Origin of the sequence: Streptomyces antibioticus, assembly GCF_002019855.1 — a bacterium.
Taxonomy (GTDB): domain Bacteria; phylum Actinomycetota; class Actinomycetes; order Streptomycetales; family Streptomycetaceae; genus Streptomyces; species Streptomyces antibioticus_B.
The window spans coordinates 1,523,737-1,545,667 of the sequence record NZ_CM007717.1 but is presented as its reverse complement, the minus strand read 5'-3'; the positions used below and the strand labels follow the sequence as shown (position 1 = coordinate 1,545,667).

Below are 21,931 nucleotides of genomic sequence, written 5' to 3'. Positions count from 1 at the left end.
GGGCAGGACCGCGGGGTCCCCTCTCCCACCGGAGATCACCAGGACACACGGACACGCTTCGAGGTACAGCCATGCCCAAGACCGCTTACGTGCGGACCAAGCCGCACCTGAACATCGGCACGATGGGTCACGTCGACCACGGCAAGACCACCCTGACCGCCGCCATCACCAAGGTCCTCGCCGACCGCGGCGCCGGCACGTACGTGCCGTTCGACCGCATCGACCGCGCCCCCGAGGAGGCGGCGCGCGGCATCACCATCAACATCGCGCACGTCGAGTACGAGACCGACACCCGGCACTACGCGCACGTCGACATGCCCGGCCACGCCGACTACGTCAAGAACATGGTCACCGGTGCCGCGCAGCTCGACGGGGCGATCCTCGTCGTCTCCGCGCTCGACGGGATCATGCCGCAGACCGCCGAACACGTCCTGCTCGCCCGGCAGGTGGGCGTCGACCACATCGTCGTCGCGATCAACAAGGCCGACGCGGGCGACGAGGAGCTGACCGACCTCGTGGAGCTGGAGGTCCGGGACCTGCTCACCGCGCACGGCTACGGCGGTGACGCCGCGCCCGTCGTCCGGGTGTCCGGGCTCAAGGCCCTGGAGGGCGACCCGCGCTGGACGGCGTCCGTCGAGGCGCTGCTCGACGCGGTCGACACGTATGTGCCGATGCCCGAGCGGTATCTCGACGCGCCGTTCCTGCTGCCCGTCGAGAACGTGCTCACCATCACCGGGCGGGGGACCGTCGTCACCGGTGCGGTGGAGCGGGGCACGGTACGGGTGGGCGACCGGGTCGACGTGCTCGGCGCCGGGGTGGAGTCCGTCGTGACCGGTCTGGAGACCTTCGGCAAGCCGATGGAGGAGGCGCAGGCCGGGGACAACGTGGCGCTGCTGCTGCGGGGTGTGCCGAGGGACGCGGTCCGGCGCGGGCATGTGGTCACGGCGCCGGGGAGTGTCACCCCGAGCCGCCGGTTCACGGCGCAGGTGTATGTCCTGTCGGCGCGCGAGGGGGGCCGTACGACGCCGGTCGCCACCGGGTACCGGCCGCAGTTCTACATCCGTACGGCGGACGTCGTGGGCGATGTCGACCTGGGCGAGGCGGCCGTGGCGCGGCCCGGTGAGCGGGTCGTCATGACCGTCGAGCTGGGGCGTGACATCCCCTTGGAGCCGGGCCTGGGCTTCGCGATCCGCGAGGGCGGCCGGACGGTGGGGGCGGGGACGGTGACGTCCCTGCTCTGAGCCCCGGTCCGGCCGACGGGCTCCACCGTGCGGGCACAATTGAACGGTGGAGCCCATACCCGTCACCCGAGCCGTCGACCACGGCACCGCCAAGCTGATGCCCGACGTCGACCGGGAGCGGGCCTGGCTGCTGACGGTCGACGGCGCGCCGCAGTCGTACGTCGACCTGGACGAGCCCGAGCATCTGGAGTTCGAGTACGCGCGCCGTCTCGGGCACGTCCTGGACACGGTCGCCGAGCCGGGACGGCCCCTCGACGCGGTGCACCTCGGCGGCGGGGCGCTCACCCTGCCCCGCTATCTGGCGGCGACCCGGCCGGGCTCACGACAGGACGTCGTCGAGGCCGACCGGGCGCTGCTGGAGCTGGTGGCCGACCATCTGCCGCTGCCCGCCGGCACCGGTGTCACGCTGCACCCGGCCGACGCCCGGGCCTGGCTGCAGTCGGCCCCGGACCGCTCGGCCGACGTGCTCGTGGCCGACGTCTTCGGCGGCTCCCGCGTCCCCGCCCATCTCACCTCCCTCGCCTACGCGCGCGAGGCGGGGCGGGTGCTGCGCGGGGACGGCGTCTACCTGGCCAACCTCGCCGACGCGGCGCCGTTCGCCTTCCTCAGATCCCAACTGGCCAACTTCGCCGAGGTGTTCGAGGAACTGCTTCTGATCGCCGAACCGGCGGTCCTGCGCGGACGCCGCTTCGGCAACGCCGTACTCGTCGCCGCACACCACCCCTTCGACGTCCCCACCCTCACCCGCCGCACCGCCTCCGACGCCTTCCCGGCCCGCGTCGAACACGGCCCACCCCTCCACGCCTTCATCGGGACCGCCCACCCGGTCCACGACGAGGACGCGGTCCCGTCCCCGGAACCCCCGGAGGGCGCGTTCGGCATCGGCTGACCCGACGGACTCATCCCAACGTGGCGCCGAACCGGCCGGCTTCGGCGTCGGCACCGGACAACTGGACCGTCCCCCGGTGGGAGACCTCCACTTTGTAGAAGTCCTTGCCCTTGGGGACGTTCTCGACAGCGACATCGAACGTGCAGCTTCCGGAGGCCAGTGTCGAGTCACCCAGGTAGCCGGTGGCGATGACGGTGCCGGCCGCGTCGTACACGGTGACGGACGAGCCTTCGGCAATGTCGTCGTAGCCACCGGTGCCCTTGCAGCCGGTCGAACCGTCACTGACCGCGCCCTCGGTCAGCTCGAAGCTGCCGGTGAGCGTGAACGTGGTGGGCTCCGGCTCGGCGGTCTGCGTCTCCGTCTCGCCGGCGCTCGCACTCGTCCCGCTGACGGCGGAGTCGGGGTCGGGGTCGCCGGTGAGGGCCCACACCGCCCCCACGGCGCCGCCCCCGATGACCGCGCCCGCGAGCGCGGCGAGCAGGAGAGGCACGCGCCTGGGCGCGGGTGGTACCGGAGGTCCCGGAGGCACATCTGGTGGTGGCGGTGGAAATTCGGCGGTCATGGCCCCTCTTGGACGTACGTGCCAGATGCGCCTATCGTGCGCACCGCGAGGGCGGGGTGCACGCAAAGCGTCCAACTTGTAACCGAACGTGCTCGCCGATTCCTGGTCGGGAAGGTGAGCTGGCGTCGAGCGAGGTGAGCGTCGCGTGAGCGGAGGGGTGCCGTGGATGGTTCTGGTCGGTCCGGCCGGTGTCGGGAAGAGCACGCTCGGGCGGGAGTTGGCGGCGAGGACGTGCCGCTTGTTCGTCGACCTGGATGCCGTGGCCGACGCGTACTACGCGCAGGTGGGGTGGAGCATGGATCGGCTGCGTGAGCGGATCGCCGCCGTCGGGCGTCTCGAGGCCGAGGCCGAGTGGGAGCCGGCCCGGGCGCATGCGGTGGTGCGTGTGGTCGCCGACCATCCCGGTGCCGTGGTCGCGCTGGGGGCGGGGCACACCAGCTATGCCGACCGGTGGCATCTGGCCGCCGTGCGTGCCGCGCTCGGTCGTTGCCCCGAGGTGGTCCGGATTCTGCCGTCCGCGGACCGCGAGGTGTCGCTGGGCGTCCTGCGGCGGCGCTGCGAGGTGGACAAGGGTCGTTCCTGGGTCGTCGACGGCCATGACTTTCTGGCCCACTGGCTCGACGACCCCGGTGCTCGGCTCGTGGCGACGCGGACCGTCCACACCGACGGTGAGACCCCGGCCCAGACCGCCGCGCGACTGATCTGAGCGGTGTCAGCCGAGGCCCTCCAGGGCGTTTTCGGGGTGGGACGGCGTCGGGGTGTGGCGGGTGATCGGCTTTGTGCGGCGGGTCAGGTTGCGTACGTCCGGGACGCACAGGACCGCTGCCGTGACGATGACGACCAGGGCGGCGCAGCCCCAGAGGGCGTTCGTGCGGCCGAAGGCCGATTCCGCCGGGCCGGCCAGGGCCGTGCCGACGGGGACCATGGCGACCGAGCCGAACCAGTCGTAGGCGGAGACGCGGGAGAGCTTGTCCTCCGGGATCTCCTGGTGAAGGGCGGTCATCCAGGAGACGCCGAAGACCTCCAGGGTGACGCCGGTCAGGAACATCGTGGCGCAGAGGAAGGCGATCGGGACCGGGACGGCGAGCGCGGCGGACGGGAGGGCGAGGGGGAACAGGCAGAGCGTGCCGGCGAGAAGCAGGCGGCGGGGCTTCCAGCGGGTCATCAGGAGCGCCCCGACGACCGTGCCCGCGCCGAAGAAGCCGAGGGCCAGGCCCCAGGGGCCCGCGCCGCCCAGATGGTCCCGGGCGACCAGTGGGCCGTAGACCGCGTCGGCGGCGGCCACCATGGCGTTGACCACGGAGAACTGGAGGACGATCGTCCACAGCCAGGGGCGGCCGATGAACTCCTGCCAGCCCTCCCGGAGATCGGTCAGGAGACCGCCGTTGCGGTGCGGGCGGAGGATGTCCTCGACGCGGAGGAACGCGCGCAGCGACCCCGCGACGGCGAAGGCGACGGCGTCCGCGGCCAGCACCCAGCCGGGGCCGACCACCGCGACCATCGCCCCGCCGAGCGCCGCGCCGCCCAGGCCCGCGCCCTGCATCGCCATCCGGAACACCGCGAACGCGCGCCCGGCCTGCTCGCCCCGGACCGTGGACAGCAGCATGCCCTCGGCCGCCGGGGAGAAGAACGCCTGGCCGGTGCCGCCGAGCGCGGTCAGCAGCATCATCTGCCACAGCCGCGGCTCCCCGAGCAGCACGAGCGCCGCGAAGGCGCCCTGCGACAGGAAGTTCAGGGCGTTCGCCGCGACCATGACCCGATGCCGGGGGAAGCGGTCGGCGACCGCCCCGCCGATCAGCAGGAACAGCACCAGCGGCAGCGTGCGGGCCGCCGCCACCAGACCCACGTCGCCGCCGTCGCCGCCCGCCTCCAGGACGGCGAACGCGGCGGCGATCAGCGCGCCGTTGCTGCCCAGGCTCGTCACGAAGGCGGAGGCGGTCAGCAGGGTGTAGTTGCGGCCCGCCCAGGCGGGCGCGCGCAGGCGGCGGGAGGTGTCGGCGGCTCTGGTCACCGGCCGACTATCCCCGGAGAAGCACGGATGTGCCAATCCGGTTCCCCGCCACATGCGTGCCGAGCGCGCCCCGCCGCCGGTACGGCGGGGTGACGATCAGTTCGCCGTGGGCTCGCCGTGCAGCCGCACGGTGCTCAGGATCTTCAGGACCGTCTCCTTCGGGACCTCTTCCTTCACGCCCTTGGCCCCGTACCAGTTCCAGGACACGTAGTCGCCCTTGGAGTTCTTGAAGCCGAAGGTGATCGCCTTGCCGTCGCTGTCGCACTTGCCCTTCTGGGGCGTGTTCGTCGACTGCGCCCAGGCGTAGCTGCCCACGACACCGGACGTCGTCGTGTAGGCGGTCGCCTTCTTCTCGAAGGTGATGCTCTTCTTGTCCGGCTCGGTGTACCCGCCGAACACCCACCAGGCAGGCGTGTTGATCGCGATCTCGTCGGTGCTCTTGGCGCCCGAGGCGCCCTTGGAGCCGGCCATCGCGAGCGGGGTGTAGTCGATCTTGCCGTCCTTGTCGTCGTCCACGCCGCACCATTTGGACTTGTACTCGACGGTACCGCCCATGATGATCGAGTCGTAGCCGCTGGACTGCTTCTTGTCCTCCCACTCGAAGCCCTGGCTCAGCCCCGGCGACTGCACCTCCCAGTCCGCCGGCACGTCGAAGGCGATGCCCCACTTGGGGTTCACGACGACCTTCCAGCCGGCGATCGTCGCCTTCTCCTCCTCGCCGTTGCGGGGGTTGTCGTCGGAGCCGGCCGACGCGGAGGCCGAGGCGGACGCGGAGGCCGTCGGGCTGGGGCTGGTCTTCTCCGACGCCTTCGCCGGATCGTCGTCCTTGCCGCCCAGGACGAGGAAACCGGTGACACCGGCGGTCACGACGACGGCCGTGGCCGCCACGATCGCCACCAGCTTCGTCCGGTTGCCGCCGCCCCCGCCGCTTCCGTCCCCGCCGGTCTGCTGGAGCCCGACGGGCACCGTCGGGGCGCCCCACTGCGGTTGCTGTTGCCCATACGGGTTGGGCTGCTGCTGATAGCCGGGTTGCTGATAGGGATTCGGCTGCTGGTATCCCGGCTGCTGGTACGGGTTGTTCTGCGCCTGCGGGTTCTGCTCTCCCCCGGGCGGCTGCTGTCCTGGCCACATGGCCAGAAACCCTAGTTCCCCCATGGACACGGTTCGGTCACCGCCCCTTGTCAGGGACGTACCGAAATCGTGGCCCGGCCGCCCCGGCCCGCCGCCGTCGGGTACGCGGTCCCCCTCCCGCGCGTCTGGTCAGCCGCCCTACCCATGGGTAACATCGCGGCCATGAGCGCAGACCAGATGTCCATCGGCGAGATGCTCGCCGCCACGGTGCCCATGGCCCGGACCCTGAACCTCGACTTCCTGGAGACCACTCCGGAGAAGGCCGTCGTCGCCCTGCCCGACCAGAGCGACTACCACAACCACGTGGGCGGACCGCACGCCGGCGCGATGTTCACGCTGGGCGAGTCCGCCAGCGGCGCGATCGTCCTCGCCGCGTTCGGGGACCAGCTCGCGCGTGCCGTGCCGCTCGCCGTGCGCGCGGAGATCGCCTACCGCAAGCTCGCGATGGGCGCCGTCACCGCCACCGCGACGCTGGGCCGCCCGGCCGCCGAGGTCGTCGCCCAGCTCGACGCGGGCGAGCGCCCCGAGTTCCCGGTCGCCATCGAGATCCGCCGCGCGGACGGGGCGGTCACCGGGGAGATGACCGTGGTGTGGACCCTGCGGCCCAACGGCTGAGGAGGGCGGTCCGGGCGCGGCGGTCGTCTGAGCGCCTCGGCCCACCGGCTGCGAACGCCGCGTCCCGTGCTCACGCCGCCGCCCGCCCCTCCCGCCCCTCCCGCCACGGCTCCCCCTGCTCCAGGCCCGCCACGAACGTCTTCAGCCAGCCGATGAACTCCGGCCCCAGATCGGGGCGTTCGCAGGCCAGCCGGACGACCGTGCGGAGATAGTCGGCCTTGTCGCCGGTGTCGTAGCGGCGGCCGGAGAAGATCACGCCGTGGACCGTGCCGGTGGCGGCGAGGTGGGCCAGGGCGTCGGTGAGCTGGATCTCGCCGCCGCGTCCGGGGGCGGTGCGGTCGAGCACGTCGAAGACGGCCGGGTCGAGGACGTAGCGGCCGATCACCGCGTACCGGCTCGGCGCGTTCGCGCGGTCCGGCTTCTCCACCAGGCCCGTGACCCGCACGACATCGCCCTCGTCCCCGCCGCAGGGCGCGACGGCCGCGCAGCCGTACAGGTGGACCTGCTCCGGCGGGACCTCCATCAGCGCGACGACACTGCCCGCGTACCGGTCGCGGACGTCCAGCATCCGGCTGAGCAGGGTCTCCCGGGGGTCGATGAGGTCGTCGCCGAGCAGCACCGCGAACGGCTGGTCGCCCACGTGCTGCCGGGCGCAGAGCACCGCGTGACCGAGGCCGAGCGGGTCGCCCTGGCGGATGTGATGGATGTCGGCGAGACGCGCCGGATCGCGCACCGCGTCCAGCCGTACCGTGTCGCCCTTGGCCGCGAGGGCCTGCTCCAGTTCGAAGGCGTGGTCGAAGTGGTCCTCGATGGCCCGCTTGTGCCGGCCGGTGACCATCAGCACGTCGTCCAGACCGGCCGCCGCGGCCTCCTCGACGACGTACTGGATGGCCGGCTTGTCGACGACCGGGAGCATCTCCTTCGGGGTGGCCTTGGTCGCGGGCAGGAAGCGGGTGCCGAGCCCGGCGGCCGGGACGACGGCCTTGCGGACGCGGGCGGTGGTGTGGGGGGTGCTCATGGCGGTCATGCTGGCCGAGCCGGATAGGAGTTCCCGGTCAGACGGCTCGGAGGATCCTGTGGAGAGCGCCACGGTAGGCTTCCCGGGAATCCAGGAACGCCGAAGGGGAGGAAGCGCCGGTGCACGTGCAGGAGTGGCTCGACACGGTACCCGCGGCCGCCGTGTACGCCGTGGTCGGTCTGGTCATCGGACTGGAGAGCCTCGGGATCCCGCTGCCGGGCGAGATCATCCTCGTCTCGGCCGCGCTGCTGTCCTCCCAGCACGCGGGCATCGACCCCTTCATCCTCGGCGCCGTCGCCTCGACGGGCGCGGTGATCGGCGACTCCATCGGCTACGCCATCGGCCGCAAGGGCGGACGGCCGCTGCTGGCCTGGCTCGGCAAGAAGTTCCCCAAGCACTTCAGCGAGGGGCACATCGCGACGGCCGAGCGGTCCTTCGAGAAGTGGGGCATGTGGGCGGTCTTCTTCGGCCGTTTCGTCGCCCTGCTGCGGATCTTCGCCGGTCCCCTCGCGGGCGTGCTGCGGATGCCGTACTGGAAGTTCCTGATCGCCAACGTCTTCGGCGGGATCCTCTGGGCGGGCGGCACGACCGCGGTCATCTACTACGTCGGTGTCGTCGCCGAGTCCTGGCTGAAGCGGTTCTCCTGGCTGGGCCTGGTGCTCGCGGTGCTGATCGGCGTCACGTCGATGCTGGTCATCAAGCGGAAGGCTGCCAAGCAGAGCGCCGCCTCCGCGGAGGAGACCCCGGCGGAGGCGGAGCCGGTCGGCGTCACGGACTGACGGCGCGTACCGACGACGTCGTCCTACTCGTGGATCTCGTCGTGCGCCTTCGCCAGGTCCGCGTACAGCGTCCCGTTCAGCGTCACGCCCTGGCGTTCCTCCTCGCTCAGTTCGCGCCGCACCTTGGCCGGTACGCCGGCCACCAGTGAGCCCGGCGGTACCCGCATCCCCTGCGGCACCAGCGCCTGCGCCGCCACCAGGGAGCCCGCGCCGATCACCGCGCCGTTGAGGACGGTCGCGCCCATCCCGATCAGACAGTCGTCCCCGACGGTCGCCCCGTGCACGACGGCGTTGTGGCCGACGGAGACCCGCTCGCCGATGGTCACCGGGAACCCGGGGTCGGCGTGCAGGGTGCAGTTGTCCTGGATGTTGCTCCGCGCGCCGACGGAGATCCGCTCGACGTCACCGCGCACGACAGCGCCGTACCAGACGCTCGCGCCCGCCTCCAGCGTCACGTCCCCGATCACCGACGCCGTCGGCGCCACGAACGCCTCCGCGTCGACCTTCGGTTCCCTGCCGCCGATGCCCACGATCAGCGCCTTGTGCGTCGTCGTCACCGTGCCACCGCCTCCTCGTCGATCCGTGTCCCCGCACCGTACGCCACCCGGTGGGGTGAAGATCACAGGGCTCCGGGCCGGTGCGGTCACCGCGCGCTGAGTACGGTGAGCGGGTGCCGACGGACAAGAACACGTTCTCATCATGGCGCCGCCGCCTCGTACAGCGCGCGGTCCATGCGGGCTGGGCCTGGGCGCAGCGCGCGGGCTCCGTCACGGCGGAGCACCCCGGGCGGCTGCGTTTCGGCGCGATCGGCCCGGCGACCCGGCTCGCGTTCCCGCTCGGCACGGTCTTCGGCGAGCCCTGGATCCACCTCGGCTCCCACTGCATCGTCGCCGAGCAGGTCACCCTCACGGCCGGACTGATGCCCGACCTCGACCTCGGCCCGGACCCCATCCTGCGGATCGGCGACGGGGTCGTGCTCGGCCGCGGCAGCCATGTCATCGCCGACACCACCGTCACCATCGGCAGCGACTGCTACTTCGGCCCGTACGTCTACGTGACGTCCACCAACCACTCCTACGACGACCCGCACGAGCCCATCGGCCGGCAGTGGCCGCGCATGGAGCCCGTGGAGATCGGCCCGGGCTGCTGGATCGGCACCGGGGCGGTGATCCTGCCGGGTGCGCGGATCGGACGGAACGTGGTCGTTGCGGCCGGCGCCGTGGTGCGCGGCACGGTCCCCGACCACGCCGTGGTGGCGGGCGCGCCGGCCCGCGTCGTACGGCGCTGGACGCAGGCCGAGGGCTGGCAGCCGCCGCTGCGCACCCCGCCGCCGGTACCGATCCCGGACGGGGTCACCTCGGACCAGTTGGTCGCGCTGTCCGGACTGGACGAGGAGACGGCGGCGCGGCTGGCGCAGCTCGACGACGAGGGCGCGGGGGAGCTGGCGCGGATGGAACGCGAGGGCTGAGGGCCGTACGGGCATCGCCCACTCGTCGGACACTCCATGCCCGAAGCCTCCATCCGACGCTCACCGGGCAGGAGGCCGCCCGGGACCCGCACGGTCGGTGTCGTCGCAGTACAGTGCGGTGGACGATCAGGTGCACTTCACCGTAGTTCAGGCGACTGGACCCTGTCGTCCAACGCATTCACCTCTGAACGGAACGGAACGTGTCGGACCTCGACCTGCTGACCCAGTCCCTCGCGCGCAACGTCAAGCACTGGCGTGCGGTGCGGGGCTTCACCCTGGACGTGCTCGCCGCCCGGGCCGGGGTCAGCCGGGGCATGCTCATCCAGATCGAGCAGGCCCGCACGAACCCGAGCATCGGCACCGTCGTCAAGATCGGTGACGCCCTCGGCGTCGCCATCACCACCCTGCTCGACTACGAGCAGGGCCCGAAGGTCCGTATCGTGCCCGCCGACCGGGCCGTGCGGCTGTGGCACACCGAGGCCGGCAGCTACAACCGGCTCCTCGCGGGCACCGAGGCGCCCGGACCGCTGGAGATGTGGGACTGGCGGCTGATGCCCGGCGAGAGCAGCCCCTCCGAACCGCACCCGCGCGGCACCGTCGAGCTGCTCCATGTGAGCGCGGGCGAGCTGACCCTCACCGTGGACGGCGAGGACCACCGGATCCCGGCGGGCGCCAGCGCCTCCTTCGAGGCCAACGCCCCGCATGTGTACGGCAATCGCGGCGACGTGCCGATGGAGATGGTGATGGCCGTCTCGGTCCCGCCCGTGTCCGCGCAGCCCGCCCCGACGCCGCCGCCCGTGCAGTGAGACGGTGCGTCGTCGGCCCGGCGGGCCTTGTTAGCGTGCGGTCATGGACGCACCCATCGGACACTTCGACAACGCCCGGCCCGCCCCCGACTGCCTCGACGAGCTGACCCGCCCGGTCGCCGACGCCGTACGCCACTGGAGCGGCAGCGTGCCCGCCGACCAGATCGTGTACGTCGACACCGACCCGGAGTGGGCCGACACGGCCGTCTTCGTCGAGCACTACGGGCGCGACCTGCTGGAGACGTCCGCGAACTGCGTCGTCGTGGCCGGCAAGCGCGGCGGCGAGACCTCCCTGGCCGCGTGTCTCGTCCTGTCGACCACCCGGGTCGACGTCAACGGTGTCGTACGCCGCCAACTGGGCGCCCGTAAGGCGTCGTTCGCGGCGATGGACACGGCCGTGGGGGAGACCGGCATGGAGTACGGCGGCATCACCCCCGTCGGACTGCCCGCCGCCTGGCCGGTGTTGGTGGACTCCGCCGTCGTCGACCTGCCGTACGTCCTCGTGGGCAGCGGCCGTCGCCGTGGCAAACTCCTCGTGCCGGGCAAGGCGTTCGCCGAACTGCCCGGCGCGGTCGTGCTGGAGGGGCTGGGCGTCTGACGCGCCGAGCGCGGGTCCGTCGACCCGGGCGCGGTGTCATGCCGCCGTGTGATGGGCGAGCCCCAGATGCGGGTCCGCCTCGCCCGGCACCGGCGCCGGATCGGCGTGCACCAGCGCGGCCGTGAGACGCGGTACGGCGTGCAGCAGCGCGTGTTCGGCGTCCACGGCGATCGCGTGGGCCTGGCGGACGGTGGCCTCCCCGTCCACGACCACCGCGACCTCCGCGCGCAGCCGGTGCCCGATCCAGCGCAGCCGCAGCTCACCCACCCCGCGCACCCCCGGCACCTCTCGCAGCGCCTGTTCGGCCCGGTCGACGAGGGCCGGGTCGACGGCGTCCAGCACCCGCCGGAACACCTCGCGCGCCGCGTCCCGCAGCACCAGCACGATCGCCGCGGTGATCGCCAACCCCACGACCGGGTCGGCGAGTTGCCAGCCGAGGGCCGAGCCGCCCGCGCCCAGCAGCACCGCGAGGGAGGTGAAGCCGTCGGTGCGCGCGTGCAGCCCGTCGGCCACCAGCGCCGCCGAGCCGATCTCCCGGCCGACCCGGATGCGGTAGCGGGCCACCCACTCGTTGCCCGCGAAACCGACCAGCGCGGCGACGGCCACGGCGGGCACGTAGGCGACCGGACGCGGATGCAGCAGCCGTTCGACGGCGGTCCACCCCGCGAACGCGGCCGACGCCGCGATGGTCAGCACGATCACGATGCCCGCCAGGTCCTCCGCCCGCCCGTAGCCGTAGGTGAACCGCCGGGTGGCCGCCCGCCGCCCCAGCACGAAGGCGATGCCGAGCGGTACGGCGGTCAGCGCGTCCGCCGTGTTGTGCACGGTGTCGCCGAGCAGCGCGACGGACCCGGACAGCGCCACGACGACCGCCTGCGCGAGGGCCGTCACGCCCAGCACCGCCAGCGAGACCCACAGCGCCCGCATGCCCCGGGCCGAGGACTCCAGGGCGTGATCGAGCTTGTCGGCGGCCTCGTGGGAGTGCGGGGTGAACAGATGCCGCAGGCGGTGCCACGGGCCGGCGGGGGAGGGGTGGTGCGGGTGCTCGTGGGCGTGGGTGTGGGCGTGGGCGTGGTGGTGGTGTTCGCTCACGTCGGTCCCTTTCGGCGCGGAAAAAGGGGGAGAACTGGACGTCTACCCGTCCTTCTCGCCATTATGTGCGTATGAGCGCACGCATGCACCTGTCATCTGCACACCATGCGCATCCGCGCACCCCGGGCGAGGAGCAGTTCGCGCTCGCCGCCGAACTGCTCGCCCTGCTCGGCGACCGCACCCGGCTCACTCTGCTGCACGCCCTGATGTCGGGCGAGGCCGACGTGACCACGCTGACGGAGGTGTGCGGGGCGGCCCGCCCGGCGGTCAGCCAGCATCTGGCCCGGCTGCGGCTGGCCGGCCTGGTCCACACCCGCAAGGAGGGCCGCCGGGTGATCTACTCCCTCTCCGACGGCCATCTGCGCCGCGTGGTGGACGAGGCCCTGAACGTGGCCGACCACCGCCTGGGGGACAAGCCCCTGCACGACTGACCCGGCGCGACGGCGGTCCCGCGCGTTCAGTACCGCTCCGCCGTCCCGAGGTACTGCTCGGCGAAGGCCGCGGCCGCCACCGGCGAGGTGAACGGCCGCCGCAGCCGGGCCGAGGCCGTCCCCGCCCGGAACGGATCCCCGGCCGCCGCCCCGTGGTAGACCTCCGACAGCCACTGCGAGAACTCCTGGTAGTCCCACACCCGCCGCAGACACGCGTCCGAGTACCCGTCCAGCCCGGCGCGGTCCCCGGCGTCGAGACACGCCACCAGCGCGTCGGCGAGCAGGAACGCGTCGTGCAGCGCCAGGTTCATGCCCTTGGCGGCGATCGGCGCCACGAGATGCGCGGCGTCACCGGCCAGGAAGAGCCGCCCGTACGTCATCGGCTCGACCACGTAGTCGTGCATGTCGAGCACCCGCTTCTCCACGAGCCGCCCCTCGGTGAGCGGCGGCGCGCCCTCGGCCGCGAGCCGCAGACGCAGCTCGGACCAGACGCGGTCGTGGGACCAGTTCTCCGGGTCGTCGCCCGGCGGGCACTGGAGGTAGTACCGGGTCACCTCGGGGCTGCGCGCCATGTGCCCGGCGAAACCGTTCGGATGGACGCCGAACACCACACAGTCCGAGGACGGCGGCGCCTCGGCGAGCAGCGCCAGCCAGCCGATGCCGTAGTCGTGCCGCGCGATCCGCGCCCGCCCCGCCGGCACCGCGGCCCGGCTCACCCCGCGCGCCCCGTCGGCCCCCACCACGAAGTCACAGTGCAGCAGCCGCCGTTCACCCGTGTCCGGGCACGTGTACGACACCGACGGACGGTCCGTCTCCAGACCGCGCAACTCGACGTCCCGCACCCCGAACCGGGCGTCACCGCCCCGCACGTCGACGTACTCGCGCACAAGGTCCGTCACGAGCAACGGCTGCGGATACACCCAGTGATGACGACCGGTCAGCTCGCCGTACTCCAGCCGATGACGCTCCCCCGCGAAACGGAACTCACACGCCGAGTGCCGCTGAGCCCGCGCCAACAGCCCTTCCCCCAGCCCCCGTTGCTCCAGCGCGCGAACAGCCCACTCCTCGACCACCCCGGCCCGCGGCCGCCGCTCGACCACCGCCCGGCTCTCCGCCTCCAGCACCACACACCCGACGGAAGCGGCCCGCAGCACATTCCCGACAGCGAGCCCCGCGGGCCCGGCACCGACGATGACGACCGGACGGCGTTCAGCGGAAGGGGAGTTGACGGAGGTGATGGCCACCGGCCCAGTATGGGCGGCCGACCTCGACCGATCGAGACGGCTCGCCCGCACCAGGACGGCTGCCGTACGTCACCCCAGTCGCGGAATCTCGATCGCCGGGCAGCGGTGCATGACCATGTCCAGGCCCGCCGCGCGGGTGCGGTCGTAGGCGGCCTCGTCGATGACGTCCAGTTGGAACCAGACCGCCTTCGCGCCCTTGGCGACCGCCTCGTCCGCGACGGCGCCCGCGAGGTCGCTGTTGACGAAGACGTCGACCACGTCCACCTCGAAGGGGATGTCCGCGAGGCTGGCGTAGCCCTGCTCGCCGTGGACCGTCTCCGCCTTCGGGTGGACGGGGACGACCCGCTTGCCGTAGCGCTGGAGGACGCGGGCGACGCCGTAGGCCGCCCGGGAGCGGTTCGTCGACAGCCCCACCACCGCCCAGGTGTCGCCCGCCTCGGTGAGAATCCTGCGGACCGTTGCCTCGTCGCCGTACACCGGCGGCCTCCTCGGGATCGGACAGCTCTTCCAGTCGTTCTGACCTGTCCGCTGCAACGCACCGCCGCGGATCCTGATTCCGCGCCGCCCGCGCACGAGCGCCGCCGCTCTCCTAAGCTCGGCACGTGCTGCGCATCATCGACGCCCGTACCGGCGAAGCCGTCGTCGCCGCCCCCGTCCGCCGCGGTCCCACCCGGATCGAGGCACACGTCCAGGGGCACGGCACCGGCGCGCTCCGGGTCCTGCTCGTCACCGACCTGCTCGTGCGCGCCCTCGAACTCGACAGCACACCCGTCCGGGCCGTGCTCACCGGCGAGGGGGACCGGGCCGTGCTGCGGGCGGGTGCCGCCGCCCTCGGCATCCATCCGCTGGAGGAAGGACACGAGCCCGGCGGCCGGCCGGCCGAGCGGCAGGTGCTGCGGGTGGCGGCCGAGGGGGATGCCGGGGCCGACGGCGTTCAGGTCGTCGTGGGGGACGTCCTCGGAGAGGCGCCTTCCGATCCCACCGTTCTGCGGCTCGCGCTGCTCCAGCACGCACGTACCGAGACCGTCCGGCTCGACGCCGCTGCCGTCGGCGACGCCCACGACACACTCGCGGGCTGGCGGCGGGCCGTCGCCGGGTGGGCGCGGCAGCCCTCGCGGCCCGTGCCCGACGAGGTGCGCGGGCGGCTGCGCGCCGCCTGGGAGGACGATCTGGACGTGCCCGAGGTGCTGAACGTCCTGCGGTCGGTCGCCGACGCCGGGCCCGAACTGCCCGACGGCGCCCGCTTCGAGACCTACGCCTACGCCGACCGTCTGCTCGGCCTGGAGCTGACCCGCGACATCGGAGCCGCCCCATGAGCACCCCCACCGGCCCGCCCCGCCGCCTCGTCGTGCTGCGGCACGCCAAGTCCGACTGGCCCGACGGCGTCCCCGACCACGAACGGCCCCTCGCCGGACGCGGCCGCCGCGACGCCCCCGCCGCCGGCCGCGCGCTCGCCGAGGCCGGCTGCCTCCCCGACCTCGCCGTCTGCTCCACCGCCGTCCGCGCCCGCCGGACCTACGAGCTGGCCTCCGCCCAGTGGGACACCCCGCCCCCCGTGCACTACGAGCCGCGGGTCTACGCCGCCGACGTGCCCGAGCTGCTCGGCGTCGTACGGGAGACCCCCGCCGAGGTCGGCACACTGCTGCTCGTCGGGCACAACCCGGGACTGGAGGACCTCGTCCTGGAGCTGGCCGGGGAGGCGCTCGGCGACGCCCTCGACGAGGTGCGGCTGAAGTTCCCCACCTCCGCGATCGCCGTGCTCGCCTGGCACGGCCCGACCTGGCGCGCCCTCGCCCCCGGCACCGCCCTGCTGACCTCGATGACCGTGCCCCGGGGGCCCAGGGGCGGCTGAGGGGCGACTGAGGGGCGGCCGGGGCACGGCACCCGCCACCAGCGCTTAGGCTGACCGGATGCAGGACGAGTACCGCACCGTGGCCCACGCGGGTGTGCACGAGACCGAGGTCAACCGCTCCCGCTTCCTGTGCGCGCTCGCCCCGGCCGCCACCGAGCAGGAGGCCCAGGAGTTCATCGCCGAGGTCCGCAAGCGGCACGCGGACGCCACCCACAACTGCTGGGCGTACGTCATCGGCGCCGACGCCTCCGTCCAGAAGGCCAGCGACGACGGCGAACCCGGCGGCACCGCCGGCGTCCCGATGCTCCAGATGCTGCTGCGCCGCGACATGCGCTACGCCGTCGCCGTCGTCACCCGCTACTACGGCGGCGTCAAGCTCGGCGCCGGCGGTCTGATCCGCGCCTACGGCGGAGCCGTCGGTGAGGCCCTCGACACCCTCGGTACCCTCACCCGCCGCCGCTTCCGGCTCGCCACCGTCACCGTCGACCACCAGCGCGCCGGCAAGATCCAGAACGATCTCCGGGCCACCGGCCGCGAGGTGCGTGACGTCCGTTACGGCGAGGCGGTCACCATCGAGATCGGCTTGCCCGACGCCGACGTGGACGCCTTCCGCTCCTGGCTCGCCGACGCGACCGCCGGGACGGCCGCCTTCGAGCTGGGCGGAGAGGCGTACGGGGACGCATGAGGTTCGTGACCGCCGAGGGGACGGCAGGCGTTAGCGTGGTGGCAGCCGACCGCCGCGACCGCGCGGCCCGGCAGGGACGTCAGGGACACCAGGGGCGGGAGCAAGGGGAAGCCATGCCGGGGCGGGAACGTGCGGGCGCCATGCGGGGGCGGAACGATGTCGTGAGACCTCGGAGCCTTGTCGCGTGAGACTGCTGCACACCTCCGACTGGCACCTCGGCCGCACCTTCCACCGCGTCGGCATGCTCGGCGCCCAGGCCGAGTTCATCGGCCGGCTCGTCACCACCGTGCGCGAACGCGACGTCGACGCCGTGGTCGTCTCGGGCGACGTCTACGACCGTGCCGTACCGCCCCTTGCCGCCGTCGAGCTGTTCGACGACGCCCTGCACCGGCTCGCCGCGCTCGGCGTGCCGACCGTGATGATCTCCGGGAACCACGACTCCGCCCGCCGGCTCGGCGTCGGAGCGGGACTCATCGACCGGGCCGGCATCCATCTGCGTACCGACCCTGCGGCCGCCGGTACCCCGGTGGTGCTCGCCGACGCCCACGGCGACGTCGCCTTCTACGGTCTGCCGTATCTCGAACCCGCCCTGGTGAAGGACGAGTTCGGGGTCGAGAAGGCCGGCCACGAGAGCGTGCTCGCGGCCGCCATGGACCGGGTCCGCGCCGACCTCGCGCGCCGCGCCCCGGGCACCCGCTCGGTCGTCCTCGCGCATGCCTTCGTCACCGGCGGCGAGCCCAGCGACAGCGAGCGCGACATCACCGTCGGCGGGGTCGCCGCCGTACCCGCCGGGGTCTTCGACGGCGTCGACTACGTGGCCCTCGGCCATCTGCACGGCTGCCAGACCCTCACCGAACGCGTCCGCTACTCCGGCTCCCCGCTGCCGTACTCCTTCTCCGAGGCCGCGCACCGCAAGACCATGTGGCTGATCGACCTCGCTGGCGACGGCTCCCTGACCGCCGAGCGCATCGACTGCCCGGTGCCGCGCGCCCTCGCCCGCATCCGCGGCACCCTGGACGACCTGCTCGCCGACCCCGCGCTCGCCGTGCACGAGGACGCCTGGGTCGAGGCGACGCTCACCGACGCCGTCCGCCCCGCCGACCCCATGGCCCGGCTCACCGACCGCTTCCCGCACACCCTCAGCCTGGTCTTCGACCCGGAACGCTCCCCGGGCGATCCCGACGTGTCGTACGCCCGCCGCCTGGCCGGCCGCGACGACCAGGAGATCGCCGAGGACTTCGTCGCCCATGTCCGCGGCGCCGGACCCGACGCCCGCGAGCGGGGCGTCCTGCGCGACGCCTTCGACGCGGTCCGCGCGGACGAGACCGTACGCGAGGTGGCCCGGTGACGTTCCCCGGCGACGCGCACGTTCACCTGGGAGGCGTCCGATGAGGCTGCACCGGCTCGACCTCACCGCCTTCGGGCCCTTCGGCGGCACGCAGCGCGTCGACTTCGACGAGCTGTCCACCGCCGGGCTCTTCCTGCTGCACGGCCCGACCGGCGCCGGGAAGACCTCGGTCCTGGACGCCGTCTGCTACGCGCTCTACGGCTCCGTCCCCGGCGCCCGCCAGAACGGCCAGGGCCTCACCCTGCGCAGCGACCACGCCGCCCCCGGCGTCCGCACCGAGGTCACCCTCGACCTCACCGTCGCCGGACGACGGCTGGAGATCACCCGGCAGCCGCCCCATGAGCGGCCCAAGAAACGCGGCACGGGCGTCACCGTCGACAAGGCCCAGACCTGGCTGCGCGAGTACGACGCGGCCGCCGGCGTCTGGAAGGACCTCAGCCGGTCCCACCAGGAGATCGGCGAGGAGATCACCCAACTGCTCGGCATGAGCCGCGAGCAGTTCTGCCAGGTCGTGCTGCTGCCCCAGGGCGACTTCGCCCGCTTCCTGCGCGCCGACGCCGAGGCCCGCGGGCGGCTGCTGGGCCGGCTCTTCGACACCCGGCGGTTCGCCGAGGTCGAGAAACGGCTCGTGGAGCGCCGCCGCGCCGCCGAGGCACGCGTGCGGGAGGGCGACGCCGCGCTGCTCGCCGACGCCCACCGGATGCAGCAGGCCGCGGGCGACACCATGGAGCTTCCCGAACTGGCCCCCGGGGAGCCGGGGTTGGCCGACGCCGTGCTCACCGCCGCCGCCCTGGCCCGCAGTACCGCCCGCGAACGGCTGACGGTCGCCGAGTGCGGCCGCCTCGCCGCCGCGTCCGCCCAGGCCGCCGCCGACCGCGCCCTGGACGACGTACGCGAACTCGCCCGGTTGCAGGGGCGGTTCGAGGAGGCGACCGGACGGGCCCGGCGGCTGGAGGAGCGGGCCGGGGAGCATCAGGCGGCGCGGACCCGGCTGGAGCGGGGGCGCAAGGCCGAGGCCGTCGCACCGGCGCTGGACCTGCGGGACGCCGCCGACGCCGAGCACCGGCGGGCGGCCGAGGCCGAGGCACGCGCGCGTGCCGCCCTGCCGGAGCGGTTCGCCGAGGCCGGCGCCGCCGGACTGGCCGCCGCCGCACGCCGGGCCGCCGAGGAACTGGGCGGCCTGGAGTCGGCACGGCGCGGTGAACGTCGACTGGCCGAACTCACCGATGAACGGGCGCGGTTGGACCGGCAGGAGCGGGCCGACGACGACGTCCTGACCGAGACCGAGAGCTGGCTCGCGGACTGGGACACCACCCGGACCGCGCTCCGGGAGCGGATCGAGTCCGCGCAGGAGGCCGCCGCCCGTGCCGAGCGGCTGGCCGTCCGGATTGAGCCCGCCCAGCGGAAGCTGCGCGCCGCCCGGTTGCGCGACCGGCTCACCGGCGAGGCCGAGACGGCCCGCGCACGCGTCCGCGCCGCCGAACAGCGGGCCCTCGACGCCCGCGCCCACTGGCTGGACCTCAAGGAACAGCGCCTCGACGGCATCGCCGCCGAACTCGCCGCCCACCTCAGCGACGGGGCGCCGTGCGCCGTCTGCGGCGCCACCGAACACCCCGCCCCGGCCCGCAAGGACGCCGGGCACATCGACCGAGAGGCCGAGGACCGGGCCCTCGCCGCCCAGCAGGACGCCGCCGAGACACACGGCCGGGAACTGCGGCGACTCGCCGACGTGGAACGGGAGTTGGCCGCCGCCCTCGCGGAGGCCGGTGAAACCCCAGCCGAGACGCTCGCCGTCGAGGCCGGGGAACTGGAGCGCGACCACGAGGAGGCGCGCCGCGAGGCCGGCGCGCTGCACTCCGCCCGCGAGGAACTGCGCGCCGCCGAGCAGGAGCACGAGCGGCGAACCGCGGCCCAGCGTGACGCCGCGGTCCGCGCCGCCTCCCGGATCGGGCACCGCGAGCGGCTGGACAGTGAACGGGCCACGCTGGAAGAGGAGTTGGCGCAGGCCAGGGGTGCCGCGCACAGTGTGGCCGCACGGGCCGAGCAGTTGGAGCGCCAGGTCCGGCTGCTCACCGCCGCCGCCGACGGCGCCCGGGCCGCCGAGGACAGCGCGGAACGCCTCAAGGTCGCCGACGGACGCCTGGACGAGGCCGCCTTCCGCGCAGGGTTCGACACTCCCCGGGCCGCCGCCGACGCCCTCCTCGACGACACCGCCCACCGCGAGCTGCAACGGCGCCTGGACGCCTGGCAGTCCGAGGAGGCGGCCGTCCGCGCGGTCCTCGCCGAACCCGACACCGTGGCCGCCGCCCAGCGGCCGCCCGCCGACCTCGCCACGGCCGAACGGACCGCCGCCGAGGCCGCCGAACGGCTGCGCCGGGCGTCCTCCGCCCAGGACGCCGCCGCCCGCCGCTGCGCCGAACTCGACCAGCTCTCCGCGCGCGCCGCCGACGGCGTACGACGGCTCGCGCCGCTGCGCGACGAGTACGACCGGGTCGCCCGCCTCGCCGGACTCACCGCGGGCACCTCCGCCGACAACGAGCGCAAGATGCGGCTGGAGGCGTACGTCCTCGCGGCCCGGCTCGAACAGGTGGCGGCCGCCGCGACCGCACGGCTCCAGCGGATGTCGTCCGGCCGCTACACGCTCGTGCACTCCGACGACCGGGCCGGGCGCGGCCGCAGCGGGCTCGGGCTGCACGTCGTGGACGCCTGGACCGGGCGGGAGCGGGACACCGCGACCCTGTCGGGCGGCGAGACCTTCTTCGCCTCGCTCGCCCTCGCGCTCGGCCTCGCCGACGTGGTCACCGACGAGGCGGGCGGGGTCCGCCTCGACACCCTCTTCATCGACGAGGGCTTCGGCAGCCTCGACGAACAGACCCTGGACGAGGTCCTCGACGTCCTCGACTCGCTGCGTGAGCGCGACCGCAGCGTCGGCATCGTCAGCCATGTCGCCGACCTGCGGCGACGCGTCCACGCCCAGTTGGAGATCGTGAAGGGGCGGTCGGGGTCGACGCTGCGCCAGCGGAGTTAGCGGCCCGGCAGTGCTGACGGCCGCTGACGGCCGCTAACGGCCCAGCGGGCGCCGGGGGAGCGGGGACGAGTAGACGACGCTCGTGGTGACCGAGCCCAGGGTGCCGATCTTGCCCGAGACCTCCTCCAGATGACGCATCGAGCGGGCGGCGACCTTGATCACGAAGCAGTCGTCGCCCGTCACATGGTGCGCCTCCAGGATCTCCGGCGTGACGGCCACCAGATCGTGGAACGGCTTGTAGTGGCCGTTGGGGTAGCGCAGCCGCACGAACGCCAGGATCGGCAGGCCCAGCCGCTCGGGGTCCACCACGGCCGCGTACCCCTGGATCACGCCGGCCTCCTCCAGCCGGCGCACCCGCTCGGTCACGGCGCTCGCCGACATCGACACGGCCCGCGCCAGCTCGGCGAAGCTGGCCCGGCCCTCCCGCTGGAGGACCTCCAGGATGCGCCAGTCGGTGGCGTCCGGGGAATACGCGTCCGGGGAATGCGCGGTCATGACCGAGAAATAGCAGGGGAATCCCCGGTGCGGCAAGGGTGGGGCCGGGGAAATCCCCTTCAGTGGGACGGATCACCGGCCGTAGATTTCTAGGCGTTGGCGCATTCGCACACAGAGAGGCACCGCCCACGATGACCACCGCCCCCACCGCCCCGAACCCGGTCCTCCGGGTCGCCCCCGCCGCCCCCGCCGAGGCCGCCGCCCACTTCCGGGCGAGCCTCGTCTTCCACGCCGACGTCTCCGACGTGGCCGCGGCGCTCGCCGACGGCGGTGACCCCGGCTTCGTCGTCCTGGACTCCCGCTCCACCGCTTCCTGGGACCAGGGCCACGTCCCCGGCGCGGTCCATCTGCCCACGGCGCTCATTCCCGAGCAGGCCGAGTCCCTCCTCGACAAGGACGTGCCGGTGGTGACGTACTGCTGGGGCCCCGGCTGCAACGGCGCCACCCGCGCCGCCCTCGCGCTCGCCGAACTCGGCTACCGGGTCAAGGAGATGCTCGGCGGCTTCGAGTACTGGGTGCGCGAGGGCTTCGCGTACGAGACCTGGGAGGGCGACGACCGGCGCCCCGCCGACCCGCTGACCGCGCCGGTGAACGGCGCGGCCGACTGCGGCTGTTGACGGGTCGGGCGGGCACCACCG

The 21,931-nt window shown here is 73.5% G+C and carries 24 protein-coding genes; 15 read left to right on the top strand and 9 right to left on the bottom strand.

Annotated elements, in window-relative coordinates; all coding sequences use genetic code 11:
- Positions 1-71: 71 nt before the first annotated feature.
- Both tuf and AFM16_RS06795 read left to right on the top strand, forming a co-directional pair.
- Positions 72-1,241, top strand: a complete 1,170-nt coding sequence (gene tuf / locus AFM16_RS06800; protein WP_030795719.1) for an elongation factor Tu — start codon at positions 72-74, stop codon at positions 1,239-1,241.
- Positions 1,242-1,338: 97 nt separating this feature from the next.
- Entirely contained in the window at positions 1,339-2,130 is a 792-nt protein-coding gene (locus tag AFM16_RS06795) for a spermidine synthase (RefSeq protein WP_078636863.1), read from the top strand.
- A gap of 10 nt (positions 2,131-2,140) precedes the next feature.
- Here the strand turns inward: AFM16_RS06795 and AFM16_RS06790 are convergent, their stop codons facing one another.
- Positions 2,141-2,620, bottom strand: a complete 480-nt coding sequence (locus tag AFM16_RS06790; RefSeq protein WP_280921758.1) for a hypothetical protein — start codon at positions 2,618-2,620, stop codon at positions 2,141-2,143.
- Between the two features lie 238 nt (positions 2,621-2,858).
- Here AFM16_RS06790 and AFM16_RS06785 point away from each other — a divergent pair, with 238 nt between their 5' ends.
- A complete protein-coding gene (locus tag AFM16_RS06785) occupies positions 2,859-3,398 on the top strand; it encodes a shikimate kinase (protein WP_078632771.1) in 540 nt (179 codons plus the stop codon).
- A 6-nt stretch (positions 3,399-3,404) separates the two neighbouring features.
- Here AFM16_RS06785 and AFM16_RS06780 read toward each other — a convergent pair whose 3' ends face one another.
- Positions 3,405-4,757, bottom strand: a complete 1,353-nt coding sequence (locus AFM16_RS06780; RefSeq protein WP_179123255.1) for an MFS transporter — start codon at positions 4,755-4,757, stop codon at positions 3,405-3,407.
- 42 nt (positions 4,758-4,799) lie between these two features.
- Complete coding sequence (locus tag AFM16_RS06775; RefSeq protein ID WP_078632769.1) at positions 4,800-5,834, bottom strand: DUF8017 domain-containing protein; 1,035 nt, start codon at positions 5,832-5,834, stop codon at positions 4,800-4,802.
- Positions 5,835-5,996: 162 nt separating this feature from the next.
- Here AFM16_RS06775 and AFM16_RS06770 point away from each other — a divergent pair, with 162 nt between their 5' ends.
- The gene (locus AFM16_RS06770) at positions 5,997-6,449 is read left to right on the top strand and encodes a DUF4442 domain-containing protein (protein WP_175520965.1); all 453 of its coding nucleotides are present in this window, start codon (positions 5,997-5,999) and stop codon (positions 6,447-6,449) included.
- Positions 6,450-6,519: 70 nt separating this feature from the next.
- On the opposite strand, the gene galU is transcribed toward AFM16_RS06770, so the two are convergent.
- Positions 6,520-7,476, bottom strand: a complete 957-nt coding sequence (galU, locus tag AFM16_RS06765; RefSeq protein WP_107419038.1) for a UTP--glucose-1-phosphate uridylyltransferase GalU — start codon at positions 7,474-7,476, stop codon at positions 6,520-6,522.
- A 110-nt stretch (positions 7,477-7,586) separates the two neighbouring features.
- Here galU and AFM16_RS06760 point away from each other — a divergent pair, with 110 nt between their 5' ends.
- Positions 7,587-8,246, top strand: coding sequence for a DedA family protein (locus tag AFM16_RS06760; RefSeq protein WP_078632768.1), 660 nt, complete (start codon positions 7,587-7,589; stop codon positions 8,244-8,246).
- 23 nt (positions 8,247-8,269) lie between these two features.
- Here AFM16_RS06760 and AFM16_RS06755 read toward each other — a convergent pair whose 3' ends face one another.
- Positions 8,270-8,803: a gamma carbonic anhydrase family protein gene (locus AFM16_RS06755; protein ID WP_078632767.1), complete on the bottom strand. Its 534-nt coding sequence runs from the start codon at positions 8,801-8,803 to the stop codon at positions 8,270-8,272.
- Positions 8,804-8,916: 113 nt separating this feature from the next.
- Here AFM16_RS06755 and AFM16_RS06750 point away from each other — a divergent pair, with 113 nt between their 5' ends.
- The 3 genes from AFM16_RS06750 (at position 8,917) to AFM16_RS06740 (ending at position 11,118) form a co-directional block, all read left to right on the top strand.
- Positions 8,917-9,714 carry an acyltransferase gene (locus AFM16_RS06750; protein WP_078632766.1) on the top strand — a complete coding sequence of 266 codons (798 nt, stop codon included), beginning with the start codon at positions 8,917-8,919 and terminating at the stop codon, positions 9,712-9,714.
- Positions 9,715-9,914: 200 nt separating this feature from the next.
- Positions 9,915-10,520 carry a helix-turn-helix domain-containing protein gene (locus tag AFM16_RS06745; protein WP_078632765.1) on the top strand — a complete coding sequence of 202 codons (606 nt, stop codon included), beginning with the start codon at positions 9,915-9,917 and terminating at the stop codon, positions 10,518-10,520.
- Between the two features lie 43 nt (positions 10,521-10,563).
- Positions 10,564-11,118 (top strand): YbaK/EbsC family protein, encoded by a 555-nt coding sequence (locus AFM16_RS06740; protein WP_078632764.1) that lies wholly within the window; start codon positions 10,564-10,566, stop codon positions 11,116-11,118.
- A gap of 36 nt (positions 11,119-11,154) precedes the next feature.
- Here AFM16_RS06740 and AFM16_RS06735 read toward each other — a convergent pair whose 3' ends face one another.
- The gene (locus tag AFM16_RS06735) at positions 11,155-12,210 is read right to left on the bottom strand and encodes a cation diffusion facilitator family transporter (RefSeq protein ID WP_078632763.1); all 1,056 of its coding nucleotides are present in this window, start codon (positions 12,208-12,210) and stop codon (positions 11,155-11,157) included.
- A 71-nt stretch (positions 12,211-12,281) separates the two neighbouring features.
- On the opposite strand from AFM16_RS06735, the gene AFM16_RS06730 reads away from it, so the two are divergent.
- The gene (locus tag AFM16_RS06730) at positions 12,282-12,641 is read left to right on the top strand and encodes an ArsR/SmtB family transcription factor (protein ID WP_037876609.1); all 360 of its coding nucleotides are present in this window, start codon (positions 12,282-12,284) and stop codon (positions 12,639-12,641) included.
- Between the two features lie 26 nt (positions 12,642-12,667).
- On the opposite strand, the gene AFM16_RS06725 is transcribed toward AFM16_RS06730, so the two are convergent.
- Both AFM16_RS06725 and AFM16_RS06720 read right to left on the bottom strand, forming a co-directional pair.
- Positions 12,668-13,885: a 4-hydroxybenzoate 3-monooxygenase gene (locus tag AFM16_RS06725; protein WP_370628024.1), complete on the bottom strand. Its 1,218-nt coding sequence runs from the start codon at positions 13,883-13,885 to the stop codon at positions 12,668-12,670.
- Between the two features lie 69 nt (positions 13,886-13,954).
- Complete coding sequence (locus AFM16_RS06720) at positions 13,955-14,362, bottom strand: CoA-binding protein (RefSeq protein ID WP_078632762.1); 408 nt, start codon at positions 14,360-14,362, stop codon at positions 13,955-13,957.
- Between the two features lie 125 nt (positions 14,363-14,487).
- Between AFM16_RS06720 and AFM16_RS06715 the strand changes: the two genes are divergently transcribed.
- The 5 genes from AFM16_RS06715 (at position 14,488) to AFM16_RS06695 (ending at position 20,798) form a co-directional block, all read left to right on the top strand.
- Positions 14,488-15,201: a hypothetical protein gene (locus tag AFM16_RS06715; RefSeq protein ID WP_078632761.1), complete on the top strand. Its 714-nt coding sequence runs from the start codon at positions 14,488-14,490 to the stop codon at positions 15,199-15,201.
- The gene (locus AFM16_RS06710; protein WP_030795695.1) at positions 15,198-15,737 is read left to right on the top strand and encodes a SixA phosphatase family protein; all 540 of its coding nucleotides are present in this window, start codon (positions 15,198-15,200) and stop codon (positions 15,735-15,737) included. Before AFM16_RS06715 ends, AFM16_RS06710 begins: the two co-directional genes overlap by 4 nt.
- Positions 15,738-15,795: 58 nt before the next feature.
- Positions 15,796-16,422, top strand: a complete 627-nt coding sequence (locus AFM16_RS06705; protein ID WP_078632760.1) for a YigZ family protein — start codon at positions 15,796-15,798, stop codon at positions 16,420-16,422.
- Between the two features lie 184 nt (positions 16,423-16,606).
- Positions 16,607-17,770 carry an exonuclease SbcCD subunit D gene (locus AFM16_RS06700; RefSeq protein ID WP_078632759.1) on the top strand — a complete coding sequence of 388 codons (1,164 nt, stop codon included), beginning with the start codon at positions 16,607-16,609 and terminating at the stop codon, positions 17,768-17,770.
- A 40-nt stretch (positions 17,771-17,810) separates the two neighbouring features.
- Positions 17,811-20,798: an AAA family ATPase gene (locus AFM16_RS06695; protein ID WP_078632758.1), complete on the top strand. Its 2,988-nt coding sequence runs from the start codon at positions 17,811-17,813 to the stop codon at positions 20,796-20,798.
- A gap of 33 nt (positions 20,799-20,831) precedes the next feature.
- Here AFM16_RS06695 and AFM16_RS06690 read toward each other — a convergent pair whose 3' ends face one another.
- Complete coding sequence (locus AFM16_RS06690) at positions 20,832-21,293, bottom strand: Lrp/AsnC family transcriptional regulator (protein WP_078632757.1); 462 nt, start codon at positions 21,291-21,293, stop codon at positions 20,832-20,834.
- A gap of 131 nt (positions 21,294-21,424) precedes the next feature.
- Here AFM16_RS06690 and AFM16_RS06685 point away from each other — a divergent pair, with 131 nt between their 5' ends.
- Positions 21,425-21,910, top strand: a complete 486-nt coding sequence (locus AFM16_RS06685; protein ID WP_078632756.1) for a rhodanese-like domain-containing protein — start codon at positions 21,425-21,427, stop codon at positions 21,908-21,910.
- Positions 21,911-21,931: the final 21 nt, after the last annotated feature.